The organism is Brevundimonas sp. (genome assembly GCF_013912005.1).
Taxonomy (GTDB): Bacteria; Pseudomonadota; Alphaproteobacteria; order Caulobacterales; family Caulobacteraceae; genus Brevundimonas.
Map to the genome: position 1 here is coordinate 15339 of NZ_JACESB010000002.1, position 15991 is coordinate 31329.

19 protein-coding genes are annotated in these 15991 nt (G+C 73.2%); 11 read left to right on the forward strand and 8 right to left on the reverse strand.

Features of this window, described 5'->3' with window-relative positions; genetic code table 11:
- Window positions 1-153: 153 nt before the first annotated feature.
- Together H2038_RS01885 and H2038_RS01890 are read left to right on the forward strand one after the other, a co-directional pair.
- Window positions 154-1476: a M23 family metallopeptidase gene (locus H2038_RS01885; RefSeq protein WP_292108764.1), complete on the forward strand. Its 1323-nt coding sequence runs from the start codon at window positions 154-156 to the stop codon at window positions 1474-1476.
- Window positions 1477-1538: 62 nt separating this feature from the next.
- Window positions 1539-2426, forward strand: coding sequence for an alpha/beta hydrolase (locus tag H2038_RS01890; protein ID WP_292108765.1), 888 nt, complete (start codon window positions 1539-1541; stop codon window positions 2424-2426).
- 3 nt (window positions 2427-2429) lie between these two features.
- On the opposite strand, the gene maiA is transcribed toward H2038_RS01890, so the two are convergent.
- Both maiA and H2038_RS01900 read right to left on the reverse strand, forming a co-directional pair.
- The gene (gene maiA, locus H2038_RS01895; RefSeq protein ID WP_292108766.1) at window positions 2430-3062 is read right to left on the reverse strand and encodes a maleylacetoacetate isomerase; all 633 of its coding nucleotides are present in this window, start codon (window positions 3060-3062) and stop codon (window positions 2430-2432) included.
- Entirely contained in the window at window positions 3059-3712 is a 654-nt protein-coding gene (locus tag H2038_RS01900) for a fumarylacetoacetate hydrolase family protein (protein WP_292108767.1), read from the reverse strand. The genes maiA and H2038_RS01900 overlap by 4 nt, the downstream gene beginning before the upstream one ends.
- Window positions 3713-3850: 138 nt before the next feature.
- Between H2038_RS01900 and H2038_RS01905 the strand changes: the two genes are divergently transcribed.
- From H2038_RS01905 to H2038_RS01915, 3 genes are all read left to right on the forward strand, one after another.
- Window positions 3851-4231, forward strand: a complete 381-nt coding sequence (locus H2038_RS01905) for a DUF883 domain-containing protein (RefSeq protein WP_292108768.1) — start codon at window positions 3851-3853, stop codon at window positions 4229-4231.
- Window positions 4231-4638 (forward strand): hypothetical protein, encoded by a 408-nt coding sequence (locus tag H2038_RS01910; protein ID WP_292108769.1) that lies wholly within the window; start codon window positions 4231-4233, stop codon window positions 4636-4638. Before H2038_RS01905 ends, H2038_RS01910 begins: the two co-directional genes overlap by 1 nt.
- Window positions 4639-4731: 93 nt before the next feature.
- A complete protein-coding gene (locus tag H2038_RS01915; RefSeq protein ID WP_292108770.1) occupies window positions 4732-4896 on the forward strand; it encodes a DUF1328 family protein in 165 nt (54 codons plus the stop codon).
- A gap of 48 nt (window positions 4897-4944) precedes the next feature.
- Here the strand turns inward: H2038_RS01915 and H2038_RS01920 are convergent, their stop codons facing one another.
- From H2038_RS01920 to H2038_RS01930, 3 genes are read right to left on the reverse strand one after another with little or no spacing between them, the layout of a single operon-like run.
- Entirely contained in the window at window positions 4945-5802 is an 858-nt protein-coding gene (locus tag H2038_RS01920; protein ID WP_292108771.1) for a metallophosphoesterase, read from the reverse strand.
- Entirely contained in the window at window positions 5802-6764 is a 963-nt protein-coding gene (locus tag H2038_RS01925) for a diacylglycerol kinase family protein (RefSeq protein ID WP_292108772.1), read from the reverse strand. The genes H2038_RS01920 and H2038_RS01925 overlap by 1 nt, the downstream gene beginning before the upstream one ends.
- Window positions 6765-6816: 52 nt before the next feature.
- Window positions 6817-7134 (reverse strand): hypothetical protein, encoded by a 318-nt coding sequence (locus H2038_RS01930; protein WP_292108773.1) that lies wholly within the window; start codon window positions 7132-7134, stop codon window positions 6817-6819.
- 183 nt (window positions 7135-7317) lie between these two features.
- On the opposite strand from H2038_RS01930, the gene H2038_RS01935 reads away from it, so the two are divergent.
- From H2038_RS01935 to H2038_RS01945, 3 genes are all read left to right on the forward strand, one after another.
- Window positions 7318-7665 carry a glycine zipper domain-containing protein gene (locus tag H2038_RS01935; protein WP_292108774.1) on the forward strand — a complete coding sequence of 116 codons (348 nt, stop codon included), beginning with the start codon at window positions 7318-7320 and terminating at the stop codon, window positions 7663-7665.
- A 69-nt stretch (window positions 7666-7734) separates the two neighbouring features.
- Window positions 7735-8178 (forward strand): OmpA family protein, encoded by a 444-nt coding sequence (locus tag H2038_RS01940; RefSeq protein ID WP_292108775.1) that lies wholly within the window; start codon window positions 7735-7737, stop codon window positions 8176-8178.
- Window positions 8179-8257: 79 nt separating this feature from the next.
- Complete coding sequence (locus tag H2038_RS01945) at window positions 8258-10435, forward strand: thioredoxin family protein (protein WP_292108776.1); 2178 nt, start codon at window positions 8258-8260, stop codon at window positions 10433-10435.
- Here H2038_RS01945 and H2038_RS01950 read toward each other — a convergent pair.
- On the reverse strand, window positions 10407-10883 hold the full coding sequence (locus tag H2038_RS01950) for a hypothetical protein (protein WP_292108777.1): 477 nt from the start codon (window positions 10881-10883) through the stop codon (window positions 10407-10409). The genes H2038_RS01945 and H2038_RS01950 overlap by 29 nt on opposite strands.
- Before the next feature lie 100 nt (window positions 10884-10983).
- Between H2038_RS01950 and pgi the strand changes: the two genes are divergently transcribed.
- Complete coding sequence (gene pgi, locus H2038_RS01955) at window positions 10984-12609, forward strand: glucose-6-phosphate isomerase (RefSeq protein WP_292108778.1); 1626 nt, start codon at window positions 10984-10986, stop codon at window positions 12607-12609.
- 21 nt (window positions 12610-12630) lie between these two features.
- Here the strand turns inward: pgi and H2038_RS01960 are convergent, their stop codons facing one another.
- Both H2038_RS01960 and H2038_RS01965 read right to left on the reverse strand, forming a co-directional pair.
- A complete protein-coding gene (locus tag H2038_RS01960) occupies window positions 12631-12960 on the reverse strand; it encodes a hypothetical protein (RefSeq protein WP_292108779.1) in 330 nt (109 codons plus the stop codon).
- 265 nt (window positions 12961-13225) lie between these two features.
- On the reverse strand, window positions 13226-13648 hold the full coding sequence (locus H2038_RS01965) for a hypothetical protein (protein ID WP_292108780.1): 423 nt from the start codon (window positions 13646-13648) through the stop codon (window positions 13226-13228).
- Between the two features lie 263 nt (window positions 13649-13911).
- Here H2038_RS01965 and groES point away from each other — a divergent pair, with 263 nt between their 5' ends.
- Window positions 13912-14199: a co-chaperone GroES gene (gene groES, locus H2038_RS01970; protein ID WP_054764370.1), complete on the forward strand. Its 288-nt coding sequence runs from the start codon at window positions 13912-13914 to the stop codon at window positions 14197-14199.
- Window positions 14200-14298: 99 nt separating this feature from the next.
- A complete protein-coding gene (groL, locus tag H2038_RS01975) occupies window positions 14299-15951 on the forward strand; it encodes a chaperonin GroEL (RefSeq protein WP_292108781.1) in 1653 nt (550 codons plus the stop codon).
- Window positions 15952-15991: the final 40 nt, after the last annotated feature.

Below are 15991 nucleotides of genomic sequence, written 5' to 3' on the forward strand. Positions count from 1 at the left end.
CCCATGATGGGACAGACGGGCTATAGGGCCTGTCTCGCGCAGGGGTTCCGGTCGGGTCGTCCGGCGCGATCCTTGCTTGAGTGGCTTAGGACGCCGGCCGGCGTCGTTGTTTGTCGGGGACCGATGGCTCAGTTCGATCCACGCCGCCAGCCGATGCGTATCGCCCCCCACGCCCTCACGGCGGTCGCGGCGATCTCGGTGGCGCTGCTCGCCGGTCGCGTTTACCAGCCCGCCCGGGCCGAAGAGGCCCCTCCTCTCACCGCCGCCGACATCGCCTATCTCGAGGCGCGCGCCTATGCGGCCGCCGGCGCTCCCGAGGGCCTCGGCGCCCCGGAGGCCATTCCCGTCCAGATCCGCCGCGGCGAGACCTTCGAGCAGGCCGTGCGCCGCACCGGCGTCGCCGCGGATGAAGCCTCCGCCGTCGCCGCCACCCTTTCCAACGCGATGGACGTCGCTTCGATCCCGGCCGGTCAACGTTTCGAGACCGCCATCGCCAAGCCGCGCGGCGGCCGGGGCGACGCCCGCCTGATCGGCCTGACCATGCGCACCGGCCCGGCCAGCCAGCTGACGGTGTCGCGCAGCTTCGACGGCGCCCTGCGCCTGCGGGCGCTGGAGGAGAAGGTCACCCACGAGACGGTGGTCCTGAGCGGCAAGGTCGAGGGTTCGCTGTCTCGCACCGCCCGCCGCGAGGGCGCCCCCGCCGGCATCGCCCGCGCCGCGGCCCGCCTGTTTTCGCACAAGTTCGACCTTGAGCGCGACATCCGCGCCAGCGACGAGTTCCGCTACGTCTTCGACCGCACCGTCACCGAGAGCGGCCGGACCATCGGCTCGGGCGACCTGCTGTACGCCGAGCTGAAGGGCGTGGCCTTCTACCGCTTCCAGCGCCCGGGTTCGGCCAAGGTCGAGTATTTCGACGCCACCGGGAAGAACACGCGGTCGGCCTTCATGCGCACGCCGCTGGAGCGGGGCTTCCGGGTCTCGTCCTCGTTCGGCTTCCGCCGTCACCCGATCGCCGGCTACCGCAAGATGCACCAGGGCATCGACTTCGCCGCCGGCATGGGTACGCCGGTGATCGCGCCGGCCGACGGCGTCGTGGTCGAGGCGCGGCGCTGGGGCGGCTACGGCAACTGGCTGCGCATCCGCCATTCGAACGGCCTCGAGAGCGGCTACGGCCACCTGTCGCGCTACGCCTCGGGCATCCGCGCCGGCCAGCGCGTGCGGCAGGGCCAGGTGGTCGCCTACGTCGGCTCGACCGGCGCCTCGACCGGTCCGCACCTGCACTACGAAATCTGGCGTCGCGGCCAGCGGATCAATCCGGCGGGGGTGCGCACCGAGGAGGGCACGGTGCTCTCCGGGGCCGAGCTCGCCGCCTTCCGCGCCGAAAAGGCCCGCATCGACCGGATCATCGCCGCCGGCGGCGAGCGCCGCGCCCAGCAGCCGGCGCTGGCGGCCGGACTGAGACCCGCCCGGACCTGATCCGCGTCCATCGTGACGCCGCAATCCGCGAACAGGATGCGGCGATCGACGCTGGAGGCCGGATGGCGAACCGACGACAGCTTCTGGGCGGCGCCCTCGGCGCCTTGCTGCCGGCCGGCGGCGTCCCCGCCCACGCCCGGGCGGCCTTCGCCTCGCGCCGTATCGCGGTGCAGACCCGCGGCCGCGGCCCCGACCTGATCCTGATCCCCGGACTCGCCTCGACCGCCGCCGTGTGGAGCCGCACCGCCGAGCGACTGGCGGGCCGACGCCGCCTGCACCTGGTGTCGGTGCGCGGCTTCGGGGAGCTGGAGGCCCAGGCCAATGCGGCGGGCGCCCTGACCAGCGCGGTCGCCGCCGAGCTCCGACGCTACATCGTCGACCAGGCGCTGGACCGCCCGGCGGTGATTGGCCATTCGATGGGCGGCCAGCTGGCCCTGCGCCTCGCGGCCGATGCCCCGGGGCGGGTGTCGCGGGTGATGGCGGTCGACTCCTCCCCCTTCTTTCCGGCCCTGATCAGTCCCGAGGCGACCCTCGGCGACGTCGAGCCGATCGCGCGGGTCGCCTACCAGGCGGTGCAGTTTCTCGGCGACGAGGTGCTGCGCGCCCGCGGCGGGGATCTGGGGCTGGATCTCGGCGGCGCGTCCGACGCCCTGTTCGGCGCCGTGGGCTGGCAGGGCGGCGACCGCCGGGTGCTGGCCCAGGCCCTGTACGAGGTGATGACCGTCGACCTGCGCCGCCGGCTGCCCGAGATCGCCGCGCCGGTGACGGTCGCCTACGGCTGGAGCCCGGACCGCAACTCCCCGCGCAGCCGCACCGACGCCCTGTTCCGGCGGGCCTACGACGGGCTGCGCCGGCCGGCGACGTTCGAGCGCATCGAGGGGGCCGAGCACATGGTGATGATCGACCAGCCGGCGCGTTTCCACGCCGCCGTGGACCGGTTCCTGGCCTGAGCCTCAGTCGGCGTCGGGCTGACGGTCGGGGTGGGCGGCGAGGAAGGCGGGGTGCGCCGCGGCCGCGGCCTCGATGGCGAGCAGGCGGGGGAAGGCGTCGAGCGGGACGTGGAAGCGCCGGGCCGAATAGATCTGCGGGACCAGGTAGCAGTCGGCCAGTCCCGGGGTCGATCCGAAGCACCAGCCGGCGCCGTGGCGCTCCACCTGCGCCTCCAGGGCGGTGAAGCCGGCGACGATCCAGCGGGCGGCCCAGGCGTCGACGGCGGCCTGGTCGGCGCCGAAGCTCTCGCGCAGGGCCTTTCCGACCCGCAGGTTGTTGAGCGGGTGGATATCGCAGGCGATCAGGGCGGCCATGGCCCGGACCACGGCGCGGTCGGCCGGAGTCGCCGGCAGCAGCGGCGGCTCGGGGTGGCGTTCCTCGAGCCATTCGAGGATCGCCGGGCTCTGGGTCAGGACCATCCCGTCGGCCTCGAGGGCGGGCACCATGCCCTGCGGGTTGAGGGCGAGGAAGGCGTCGGAGCGCTGGGCCCCGGTGCGCAGGTCGACGCCCCGCGCCTCCCAGGCCAGCCCCTTGAGCGCGAGGCCGATGCGGGTGCGGTAGGCGGCGCCGGAGCGCCAGTAGCCGTGCAGGATCATCGGGGCCTCAGGGTGAAGGTCAGGGGCGGCAGGCCGCCGATGGCCGCCTCCACCCGCTGGCCGGGCCGGAGCGGGCCGACGCCCTCGGGCGTGCCGGTGAAGATCAGGTCGCCGGGGCGCACCTCCCACAGCTCGCGGGCCTTGGCCAGGATCTCCTGCGGCGACCAGACCATGTCGCCGAGGCGGCCGGCCTGGCGGCGCTCGCCGTCGACCGAGAGGGTGATCGGCGCATCCGGGTCCGGCAGGGCGCCGAGCTGCAGGGCGGCGCAGGGGGCCGACTGGTCGAAGCCCTTGGCGGCGTCCCACGGCCGGCCCTTCGCCTTGGCCGCCGCCTGCAGGTCGCGGCGGGTGAGGTCGCAGCCGACCGCCCAGCCGCAGAACTGGCCGTCGGCCCCGACGGCGCCGACCAGCTCCACCTCGTGATGGAGGTCGTCGGTGGCCGGCGGGTAGAGGGGGTCGGCGCCGTCCGTCGCCACGGCGTCGGCGGGCTTGGAGAAGAAGAAGGGCTCGGCGCGGGCCTGCCCCATCTCGCGGGCGTGGGCGGCGTAGTTCTGGCCGACGCAGAGGATGCGGCGGACCGGAAAGCGAAGCCCGGAGCCGGAGACCGGCAGGGACGGCGTCGGCGCGGGCGGGAACAACCACTGGCTCATGGGGCTTGTCTAGGCCGGAGCGCCGCGCTCCGCCAGCGGGCCCGCCATGCTGCAGCGCGGGAACCCGGAACGTCGCAGTGGCGTTCCGGCCAAGGGTTCTTTATCTAACCGTCAAGCTTGACGATCGGAGCGCGCACAATGGCGACCACCAAGGCGGCACGGGCGGCCGTGAAAAACGACCTGAACACGCTCAAGGACGACCTGAAGACCCTCGGAGCCGAGGAGAAGGCGAACCTGCGCGAGAAGGCCGGCGAGACCGAGGCGCGGCTGCGCGCCCGGGCGGCCGAGGCCGAGGCCCGGCTGCGCGAGCAGGGCGAGGTTCTGCGCGAACGCGCCCGCGGCTACTACGACACCGCCCGGGTTCGCGGCCGCGAATACTACGACGACGCCCAGGAGCGTCTGGACGAGGCCCAGCGCTACCTGACCGAGCGGGTGCAGGAGCGGCCGATCCAGTCGACCGCGATCGCGCTCGGCGTCGGGGTCGTGCTGGGGATGCTGCTGGCCGGTCGTCGTCGCTGATGATCGGCGGCGGACTCGCACGCAGCCTCGTGAAGAAGGCGGTGGCCGCAGCGGTCGCCGCCGGGGCCGCCCTCGTGGCCGTGGTCGCCTTCGGCGCGACGGTGTTCTACGCCCTGTGCCTGGTGGTGCCGCCGCTGGCCGCGGCGGCGATCACCTTCCTGCTGTTCGCGCTCGCGGCCGTGGTGGTGGCGACGGTCTTCCTGCGCCGCGATGCGGCCGAGGCGGAGGAGGCGGAGGACGAGCCGGTCGGCATCGGCCAGCGCGCCTTCATGCTGTTCCGCGAGCGGCCGATCCTCGGCACGGTGGCCGCCCTGGCCGGCGGCTGGATCTTCCTGCGCAACCCCGCGCTCGCCAGCCTGGTCGCTGCGGCCTTTACCGAGAAAACGCACAGTCGTCGCCGGCGCTGACCGGAACGGCACGGCTTCCGGAACGTTGATCAGGCAGGCGCGGTGCAGTTCTACCGCTCCTGAACTGCAACAACCGCTCCGGGAGAGTCGCCTATGCTTCGTTGGGCCCTGATCTTTCTGGTGCTTGCTCTTGTCGCCGGCGCCCTGGGCGCGGGAGGCGTGGCGGGCCTGTCGATGAACATCGCCTATGTGCTGTTCGTCATCTTCCTGATCCTGCTGGTCGTTCACTTCGTCACCGGACGAGGGCGAAAGATCTGACGCAGAGACAGAACCGGAAAAGGCCGCGATCCCCGATCGCGGCCTTTTTCAATCGGGGCGGACGGTCTGTTCGAGGGCGCCCGGCGCGGCCGGATCGGGAGCGGTGGCCCGCCTGCGCGTGTCCTGGCGGCGCGGCAGGCGCCAGGTCTGGGCCGGCTGGAACCCCGCGCCGTCCCAGGCGACCGAGGTGACGACGATCTCGTGCGCGTCCCATTCGATGCGGTTGAAGCTGGGGGGCGCGCCGCGCTCGCGGTGCGACAGGGTCCCGCAGCCGACGGCGTAGGAGCAGTGGTCGCCCATCCGGATCGGCAGGGCGAAGGGCACGTGCACATGGCCGGTCGCGATCAGGTCGACCCCGGCCTCGGCGAAGATCAGGGCGGCGGCGTCGCCGCGCTTGACCTCGCCGGTCATGGGCGTGCCGATCATCTCGACCAGCGGATGGTGGCAGGCGAGCACGCGCAGGGCGCCGGCGGGCGCCTGCCGCAGGGCGGCGGCGGCCTTGCGGGTCTGGTCGAGGTCGATGACGCCCTTCGACCAGTTTGGCCGCGCCTGCCAGCCGCGGGCCGTGACCACCCCCCGCACCATGACCCTGTCGCTGAGAAACTGGTGGTCGTGGGCGGGGTGGCCGATCGCCTGCTCAAAGGCCTTCCACGGGTGGAACAGGCGGGCGGTCAGGCTCCAGTAGGGCACGTCGTGATTGCCGACGATGACGAAGGTCGGCTCCGGCATGCGCCGGATCCACTCGCCCGCGGCGGCGAACTCGTCGGGGAAGCCGCGCTGGGTGACGTCGCCGGTGATCAGGATCAGGTCGGCGGGGTTGGCGTGGGCGTAGTCGAGCGCGGCCGCGCAGGCGTCGCCGTGCTCACATCCGAAATGCACGTCCGAGAACTGGAGAATCCGCCCCACTAGACGCTGTCCTCCGCCGCGGCGGGGATCGGCGCGAGCGCGCGGAAGGCGTGCGGCAGGAAGCGGATCGACGCCTCGTGGTGCAGCAGCAGGGGCTCGCCGTCGATCACCGCCGGAATGCGCGAGCGGGCGCGCAGCCGCACCTGCCGGGTCGCGCGGGTGGTGACCGCCGGGTCGAGCCGCCAGTCGTCGAACACCGCATGCGCCGCCAGCCGGAAGGCTTCGCCCGCGTCGCCGGGGTTCATCGCGGCGGCTTCGAGCCCGATGTCCTCGTCCATGGCGCGCGAGATCATCGGGCTGATCAGGACCAGGGCCTCGGTGCGGCGGTCGGGCTGGTCGTCGAGCGTGTAGCGCAGCCGGCCGGTGAAGGCGCGCTTCAGCGCCCGCCGCGCATACAGCCAGGCGAGGCGGAGACGGCGCAGGCGGATCGCCTCGCGTGCCGGCGCCCAGAGGGCGGGCGCGCCGAAGACCGCGGCGCAGAAGAAGGCGCGCCGGACGTCGCCGTCGATCACCTCGCCGCCCGACACCACGTGCGGGGCGCCTTCCTCGAGCGAGACCTTCAGCGCCGTCTTCCAGTCGCTGGAGCCATAGAGGGCGCGCGGCAGCATGTTCATGGTGCCCCCGGGCAGGGGCGCGATCAGCGGGCCGTCGGCGCCCGCGCGGGAGGCGACCGTGCCGGCGGTGCCGTCGCCGGCGAGAACGAACAGGGCGTCCGGCTTGTCGTTAATGGCCGCCTCGATCTGGGCGTCGAAGGCGCCGGGCTCGAGCGAGACCACGGTGGTCTCGCAGGCGTAGCGGGAGAGGATCTCCAGCGCCTCCTCGGCGGCGCGGGGGCCGACGCTGCCGGAGAGGGGATTGACCAGCATGATCACGCGGGCGAGGCGCACGTGGGACGTCAGCTCGCACGCGCCCCCGTCGCCCGGAACCGCGGCCTCTTCAACCGTCGCCGTTGTGTCGCTCATCCCGCCCGAACGCCCCGGGTCGAGGCGATGTTCCGGCGGCAGGGCCGCCGGCCTACTTCTTCAGTTCCTCGGAAGCGGCGGCGGCTCCGGCCTGGGCGGCGTCGCCGGCCTTTTCCGCGGCGGAGCCGGCCGCGTCGGCGGCCCGTCCGGCGACCTCCGGGGCCTCGCCGCGGACGGCCTCGACGCCGGCCGCGATCCAGCGGTCCATCATGGCCCCGCCTTCCGCCAGCGACTTCTCCTTGATTCCGAGCGCCGCCGTCAGCACGCCGAAGAGGGCCAGCAGCGTCACCACGACGCCGACCAGCGGATTGCCGCCGCGGCGGCGCTTCGGCCGCGCCCAGATCGGCCCGTGATCACCGTCGTCCGCCATGCGGACGGGTCCAGGAACGCGCATCGATAAAGCCCCCATAGCCAGAACAAGATCGGCGACCGGCGCCGCCCGGCCGCCATCAGCAGCCCGCGAAAGGGCCCTGGTCCAGGTCTTTGCCCCGGAACCGCCACGCTTATCCAGCGTTCTCACCCACGGGGCGAAACCCGGACAAAGGATTACACCATGAAAAAGGCGATCATCGCGATTGCGGGCGCGGGTCTCATGGCCACGGCGTGCGCCAGCGACCCGTACTACGGCGGCGGAACCAATGAGACCGTTCGTCAGGGCGCCATCGGGGCCGGCATCGGCGCCGTCGCCGGCGCCATCATCGGCAACAACACGGGCGGCGGCAACGCCGCGACCGGCGCCGCGATCGGCGCGGCGGTCGGCGGCGCGGCCGGCGCCATCCGCGGCTCGCAGCAGGACCGCAACAACCAGCAGCGCTACCGCGACAGCCAGGGCCGGTACTACTATTGCTACGATAACCGCCAGGACGAGTGCTACTGGGAGAACGGGCAGCGCCGCTACTAGGCGCGGGCCTGAGGGAATGCAGGGCGGTTCGCCGATCGGCGGACCGCCCTTTTCGTGAGGAGGGACGGGATGCGCGGACTGGCGATGGCGGCCCTGGCGGCCCTGGCGACGACGGGGTGCGGGCTGACCCGCGGCATCGAGCGCGACGCGCTGGTTGCGGAGACCTCCCCCTGCGCGCCGCAGCGGTTCGAGGTCTATTTCGCCGAGGGCGAGGCGCGGCTGACCAACCCCGCCCTGCAGGCGCTGGGCCTGACCGCCACCCGGCTGCAGGGGTGCGCGATCCGGCGGGTGCAGGTGCTCGGCCTCGCCGACCCCAGCGGCGCCCCCGAGGCCAATCTCGACCTGTCGGAGCGGCGCGCCGTCGCCGTGCGCGAGGCGCTGACCGCCGCCGGCTGGCCGGCGCCGGCGTTCGAACTGGGGGCGGGCGGGGAGTCCGGCGCGCTCGCGGCCAGCGGCGCGGTCCAGCCGATGCGCCGGCGCACCGAGGTGCTGGTCGACGCCGCGCCCCTGTGAGGCGACGCGCCGCTGATCGCGGCAGGTGACGCAGGCGGGGGCCGGCGGCTAAGGTCCGCCCGCCTGTCCGGGAGCTGCCGTGCGTCCGCTGATCCGTCTCCTTTGCCTGCTGGTCGCGCTCGGCGCGCCCCTCGCCGCCGCGGCCCAAACCTCGGGCGGCGTGCAACGCACCGAGCGCATCGCGGCCGAGCTGGTCCCGATGAGCCGCTGGGCCGCGCCCGGGTCGACGGCGGTGGTGGCGGTGCGCCAGGACATCGCTCCCGGCTGGCACACCTACTGGCGCAATCCCGGCGACTCCGGCGGGGCGACCGCCTTGGACTGGACCCTTCCGCCGGGCGTCGTCGCCGGGGACATCGTCTGGCCGCTGCCGGAGCGCCAGCGGCTGCAGCAGCTGGCCAACTACGGCTATTCGGGCGAGGTCTACCTGCCGGTCCCGATCCGGATTCCCGCCACGGCGCGGCCGGGCGCGACCCTGCCGCTCCGCGTCGAGGCGCTGTTCTTCGTGTGCAGCGACGAGATGTGCGTGCCGGAGACGCTGACCCTCGGCCTCGACCTGCCGGTGCGCGAAGGGGCGGCGCCGCCCGACCCGGCGCACGGGGCCGCGATCCGCCGCACCCTGGCGGCGGCGCCGGCCCCGGCGGGAATCGAGGCGCGGGTCCGGCTGGAGAACGGGGTGCTCACTCTCAGCGCCGCCGGCGGGCCGCTGGCGGGCCGCGACCCGGGGACGGCCTACTTCTTCCCGTTCGAGGGCGGCGCCATCGACCACGCCGCGCCGCAGACGGGGGCCTGGGGCCCGCGCGGCCTGACCCTGGCGCTGCAGGCGGGGGCGAAGACCCGATCCGGGCTCGTCGGACCGGTCGAAGGGGTTCTGGCGACCTCGCTGGGGGCGTTCGAGATCCGCGCCGAGCCCGGCCCCGACCTCGCCGGCGTGCGCGGCTCCGGCGAACTGGCGGCGGCGCCGGAGGGAACGGCGCCCGGCCCGCGGCGGGAGGGCGGCGGCGGCTTCCTGCAGGCGGCGCTGTTCGCCTTCCTCGGGGGGCTGATCCTCAACCTGATGCCGTGCGTGTTTCCGATCCTGGCGATGAAGGCGGCGGCCCTGGGGGCCGCGGCCCACGACCCGGCGCGGGCGCGCCGTGACGGCCTCGCCTTCCTCGCCGGGGTGCTGGTCACCTTCCTCGGCCTCGCGGGCGTGCTGCTGGCGCTGCGGGCCGGGGGCGAGGCGATCGGCTGGGGATTCCAGCTGCAGTCCCCCGCGGTGATCGCCGGGCTGTCGCTGCTGATGCTGGCGGTGGCGATGAACCTGTCCGGAGTGTTCCACATGGGCGCGGGGCTGCAGGCGGCGGGCGCCGGGCCGCTGGCGCGCCTGCCCGGCGCGGCCGGGGCCTTCTTCACCGGCCTGCTGGCGGTGGTGGTGGCGGCGCCCTGCACAGCGCCTTTCATGGCCTTCGCCCTCGGGGCGGCGCTGCTGATGCCGTGGCCGATGGCGCTGGCCGTGTTCCTGATGCTGGGGCTGGGGCTGGGGCTGCCCTATGTGCTCGTCAGCCTGACGCCGCGGCTGCTGGCGCGCCTGCCGCGGCCGGGGCCGTGGATGGAGCGGCTGAAGGCGCTGCTGGCCTTCCCGATGTACGGGACGGCGGCCTGGCTGGTCTGGGTCTTCGCGCGGCAGGCGGGGGGCGACGCGCTGGGCCTGCTGCTGCTGGCGGCGGTGCTGGCGGCCTTCGGACTGTGGCTGGCGGGGGTCAACCAGGCGGCGCGGGCCGCCGGCGGGCAGGCCGTGATCAGCGCCGTCGCCGCGGCGCTGGCATTGGTCTCGGCCATCGCCCTCGCCGGCGTCGCGGCGGGCGGGGCGGCGGAGACGCCGGCCCGGGGCGAGCCGGACGCGGCTTTGCCGTCGCAACCCTGGTCCGGGGAGGCGGTGCAGGCGGCGCGGACGGCGGGGCGGCCGGTGCTGGTCAACTTCACCGCCGACTGGTGCGTCACCTGCAAGATCAACGAGCGGACGGCGCTGGAGTCGCCGGCGGTGCGGCGGGCGCTGGAGGCGGCCGACGCCGTCTATCTGGTCGGCGACTGGACCCGGCGGGACGACGCCATCACCGCGGAGCTGATGCGGCACGGCCGGTCCGGCGTGCCGCTGTACCTGGTGTATGCGCCGGGGACAGCGGAGCCGCGCATCCTCCCGCAGCTGCTCACCGAAGGGCTGGTGGTCGACGCGGTCGGGGCGGCCGCGGTCAGACCTCCGGCTGCGGCGGGGCGGTGATGACCTCGACGTTGTCGTTGAGCAGGTAGTGGAGCTCGTCCAGCGCCACCCTGCGCTCGGCCGGGGCGGCGGCGGCCTCGACCGCCTCGAGCCGCCGGGGCATGTCCTCGGCGATGCCGCGCAGGATGCACTTCAGGTCGCCGTCCGTGCCGCGCTCCTTGAGGACCAGGTGGCCCTGCATGTCGAGGGCCGCCAGTTCGGTCGCGCGGGCGCGGAAGCTGGTCCACGCCTCGCCGGCGGCGAAGTCGGCGCGCTCGGCGGCGCCGGCGGCCATCCAGGCCCCGACGCGGCCGCGGAGGTCTCCGGAGCGGGCGACGATGTCGGCGAACAGGGGCTCCCCGGCCACGGAGACCGGCGCGCCGGCCTCGGCCGGAGGCCGGGCCGCGGCCTCGGCGACGGCGGGGTCGGCGAGCAGGAGGGAGACGGCCAGGGCGACGCCGCAGGACATGGCGAACCTCTCTTGTGAGCCCGAATCGTGGATTCGGCGTTGAACCGGCTTACGCCCCACCCGTAAACGGGGCTTTACCTTCCGCTTGCCGAGATCGCCCATGACCGCCCGCACCCAGGCCCTCGATCTGCTCCGCGCCGTCGCGCGCAAGGACCGGGACGCCCGCATCGCGCACCACTTCGCCACCGATCCCGGCCGGCTGGAGCGGATGGGGGTGGAGGCGGCCGGCCTGTATCTCGACCTGTCGAAGCAGGCGTGGAGCGCCGAGGGTTTCGAGGCGGCGCTGGACGTGGCGCGCGCCTGCGACGTCGAGGGCCGGCGGGCGGCCCTGTTCGGCGGCGAGGCGGTGAACAACACCGAAGGCCGGGCGGTGCTGCACCCGGCGCTGCGCGCCGCCGACGACGCCGACTTCCGGGCGCTGGGCGAGCCGGTGTCGGCCGAGGTGGCGGAGACCCGCCGGGCGATGGCGCTCTTCGCCGCCGACGTGGGCTCCGGGGCCGAGACGGGCGGGACCAAGCAGCCGTTCCAGGCCATCGTCCACATCGGCATCGGCGGCTCCGATCTGGGGCCGCGCCTGCTGTGGGACGCGCTGCGGCCGCTGGAGCCGACGATCGACCTGCGCTTCGTCGCCAACATCGATCCCCGCGACATGGCCGAGGCGCTGGCGGGACTGGACCCGGAGACCACCCTGGTGGTGGTGGTGTCCAAGACCTTCACCACCCAGGAGACCCTGGCCAACGCCGAGCTGGCGAAGGCCTGGCTGGCGGCGTCGCTGTCGCCCAAGCGGATGGCGCGGCATCTGGTCGGGGTGACCGCGGCGCCGGAGAAGGCCGAGGCCTTCGGCTGCGGCCGCACCTTCGGCTTCCGCGACTGGGTCGGCGGCCGCTATTCGCTGTGGTCGGCGGTCAGCCTGTCGGTGGCCGTGGCGCTGGGCTGGGACGTGTTCGAGCGGGTGCTGGACGGGGCCCGGGCCATGGACCAGCACTTCCTCGAGGCGGATCTGGAGCGGAACGCGCCCGTGCTGCTGGCGCTGGCCCAGCTGTTCAACGTCGAGGGCCTCGGCCGCCCGGCCCGCACCGTGGCGCCCTACGCCCACGGCCTGCGCCGCCTGCCGGCCTTCCTGCAGCAGCTGGAGATGGAGTCGAACGGCAAGGGGGTGAGGCGCGACGGATCGCCGGTGGACATGGCCACCAGCCCGGTGGTGTTCGGCGAGCCGGGCACCAACGGCCAACACGCCTTCTTCCAGCAGATCCACCAGGGGCCGCAGGTGGTGCCGGCGGAGTTCATCGTCGTCGGCCACACCTCGGAGGCGGCGCGCGACGACCGCGAGGGCGACGCGCCGCTGTGGGCCAATGCGCTGGCCCAGGCCCAGGCGCTGATGGTCGGCAAGACGGCGGCCGAGGCGCACGCCGAACTGGTCGCCGCCGGGGCGGACGCGGCCGAGGCCGACCGGCTGGCCCCGCACAAGGCCTTCCCCGGCGACCGGCCGTCGACGACGATCGTCATGGACGCCCTGACCCCCGAGGCCGTCGGCGCCCTGATCGCCCTCTATGAGCACAAGACCTTCGTCGAAGGGGTGGTCCAGGACATCAACAGCTTCGACCAGTGGGGCGTCGAACTGGGCAAGGTGCTGGCGAAGGCGATCCTTCGCGACGTGCAGGCGGGCGGGCCGTCGGAGGGGCTGGACCCGTCGACGGCCGAGCTGATGAAGCGGCTGATGGTCTGAGGCGCCGACGCCCCGGGTCCGTCAGCGCCGGGCGGCGCTGCGGTCGGCGGAATCCGATCCCTGGCGCGCGCTGGCCGGCGCGCCGGGCCACCGTTGCATGGGGCGGTCGCCCCAGCCCAGTCCGGCGGCGCGGGGCTGGATGCAGCTGTCCTCGCCCTCTCTCTGGCAGACAGGGTAGACGACGCCCTCGACGCGGACCGACTTGACGCGGCCGTCGGGGCCCCGTTCGACGACTTCCGGCGACCGGGCGGCGACGCCCGCCGCGCGATCCTGGGTCCAGGCGGGGGCGGCCGCGGCGCTTCCCGCGGCGACCACGGCGGCGAGGACGAGGTTCAGGGTTCGTTTCGGCATCGGCGTTCTCCTGACGACGGGGTGGGTGTCGCAGGGGCCGGAGCGGCCGGCGGCGGAAGGACCGCGCGATGGCGTACCGGCGCTCTGCGACGGGTCAGGCGATGAACCGGCGGCGGGCGGCATCGTTCCGGCCCTCACGGAGGCGTGTGGCGCTCGCCGGCGACCCGCGCGGCCGGACGGAGTCGAAAAAGGCGGGCCCCGTCGCCGGAGCCCGCCTTTCCGCCCACGCGTCCGGCCGTGCAGGCGGCCGGACGAAGGGTGTCTCTCACCAGCGGCGGTCGTAGCGCCAGTCGCGGCGCTGGTCCCGGCGCTCGTACCGGTCGTAGCGGCGGAGCTCCCGGCGGCTGTAGCCGTCGCGGCTGTTGATGCCGTGCTCGCGCTCCCAGTGGCCCTGGTTCCGGTAGCAGCGGCCGCCGCGGTAGTAGCCGCAGTCGTTCCCGCCGGACGAGGCGCCGAGGGCCGCGCCGGCGAGGGCGCCGCCGGCGATGTAGGTTCCCTCGCCGTTTCCGATCATGGCTCCGGCGATCGCGCCGACGGCGGCGCCGATCAGCGCGCTTTCGGTGCGGTCGTCGTCGCCCCGGTCGCGGTCGTAGCGGCTCTGGGCGGCGGCGGGGGCGGCCGCGGCGACGAGGGCGACGGCGCCGAGGACGGCGGGGGCGGCGAAGCTGACCTTCGAGGAGAGTTTCATGTTCCGGTCCTTTCCTGTCCGGCCACGGCCGGTGCATTGGACCTTTGTACGCGAGCCGGGCTGAACCCCCGGCAGCGGGTCATTCATCCGCGGTTCAGACGGCCCCCCGCGGCCCGCCGCGAAAGCGACGGAATTCCGCCCCGCGGCGCTTGACGCTCCCGGTCCGCCGCCCTACCTGCCGCTCGCGTTAGCACTCTCGCCCGGTGGCTGCCAAAAGCGGCGCCGCGGGAGCGTTCATCGAGAACCTTTGGGAGAAGATACAGATGGCGTTTCGTCCGCTCGGCGACCGCGTGCTCGTGAAGCGCGTGGAAGAGGAATCCAAGACCAAGGGCGGGATCATCATCCCCGACACCGCCAAGGAGAAGCCGCAGGAAGGCGAAGTCGTCGCTGTCGGCCCCGGCGCCCGGGACGACTCCGGCAAGGTCAACGCCCTGGAGCTGAAGGCCGGCGACCGCATCCTGTTCGGCAAGTGGTCGGGCACCGAGGTCAAGATCGACGGCGAAGACCTGATCATCATGAAGGAATCGGACGTCCTGGGCGTCCTGTCCTGAGTGAGTAGTGAGTCGTGACTGGTGAGCAGAGACTCTGCTCCCGGCGCAAACCCTTCCTACTCACCACTCACTAGCACTCTTTACTAAAGGAGCAGCCTGATGGCCGCCAAACAAGTTCAGTTCTCCACCGACGCCCGCGAAAAGATGCTGCGCGGCGTCAACGTCCTCGCCAATGCGGTGAAGGTGACCCTCGGTCCGAAGGGCCGCAACGTCGTGATCCAGAAGTCCTTCGGCGCCCCGCGCTCGACCAAGGACGGCGTCTCGGTGGCCAAGGAGATCGAACTCGAGGACGCCTTCGAGAACATGGGCGCCCAGATGATCCGCGAAGTCGCGTCGAAGACGAACGACAAGGCGGGCGACGGCACCACCACCGCCACCGTGCTGGCCCAGGCCATCGTGCAGGAAGGCCTGAAGGCCGTGGCCGCCGGCATGAACCCGATGGACCTGAAGCGCGGCATCGACAAGGCCGTCACCGTGGTCATCGAGAACGTCAAGTCGTCGTCCAAGAAGGTCTCGGCCAACTCGGAAATCGCCCAGGTCGGCACCATCTCGGCCAACGGCGACATCGAGGTCGGCGAGATGATCGCCCGGGCCATGGAAAAGGTCGGCAACGAGGGCGTGATCACCGTTGAGGAGGCCAAGACCGCCGAGACCGAACTCGACGTCGTCGAGGGCATGCAGTTCGACCGCGGCTACCTGTCGCCGTACTTCATCACCAACGCCGACAAGATGGAGGCCCAGCTCGAGGAGCCGCTCATCCTGCTCCACGAGAAGAAGCTGTCCTCGCTGCAGGCCATGCTGCCGATCCTCGAGGCCGTGGTGCAGTCGGGCCGTCCGCTGCTGATCATCGCCGAGGACATCGAGGGCGAGGCCCTGGCCACCCTGGTGGTCAACAAGCTGCGCGGCGGCCTGCGCGTCGCCGCCGTCAAGGCCCCGGGCTTCGGCGACCGCCGCAAGGCCATGCTGGAGGATATCGCCGTCCTGACCGGCGGCCAGGTGATCTCGGAAGACCTCGGCATCAAGCTCGAGAACGTCACCCTCGACATGCTCGGCAAGGCCAAGAAGGTCACCATCACCAAGGACGACACCACCATCGTGGACGGCGTCGGTGAGAAGTCGGCCATCGAGGCCCGCATCGCCCAGATCAAGACCCAGATCGAGGCGACCACCTCGGACTATGACCGCGAGAAGCTGCAGGAGCGTCTGGCCAAGCTGGCCGGCGGCGTCGCGGTCATCCGCGTCGGCGGCTCGACCGAGGTCGAGGTCAAGGAGAAGAAGGACCGCGTCGACGACGCCCTCAACGCCACCCGCGCGGCGGTCGAGGAAGGCATCGTCCCGGGCGGCGGCATCGCCCTGCTGAAGGCGTCCAAGGCGCTGGAAGGCCTGGAAGGCGACAACGCCGACCAGAAGGCGGGCATCGCCATCATCCGCCGCGCCCTGCAGGCCCCGATCCGTCAGATCTCGGAGAACGCCGGGGTCGAGGGCTCGATCGTGGTCGGCAAGGTGCTGGAGTCGAACGACGCCGCCTTCGGCTTCAACGCCCAGACGGAAGAGTACGGCGACCTGGTGAAGATGGGCGTCATCGACCCCGCCAAGGTGGTCCGCACCGCCCTGCAGGACGCGGCCTCGGTGGCCGGCATCCTGATCACCACCGAAGCGGCCGTGGCCGATGCGCCGAAGAAGGCTTCGGCCGGCGGCGCCGGCGGCGGCATGCCGGGCGGCATGGGCGGCATGGGCGACATGGACTTCTAAGCGGTCCAACGTCCAGCCGAGGCTGACACGGGAAGGGCGG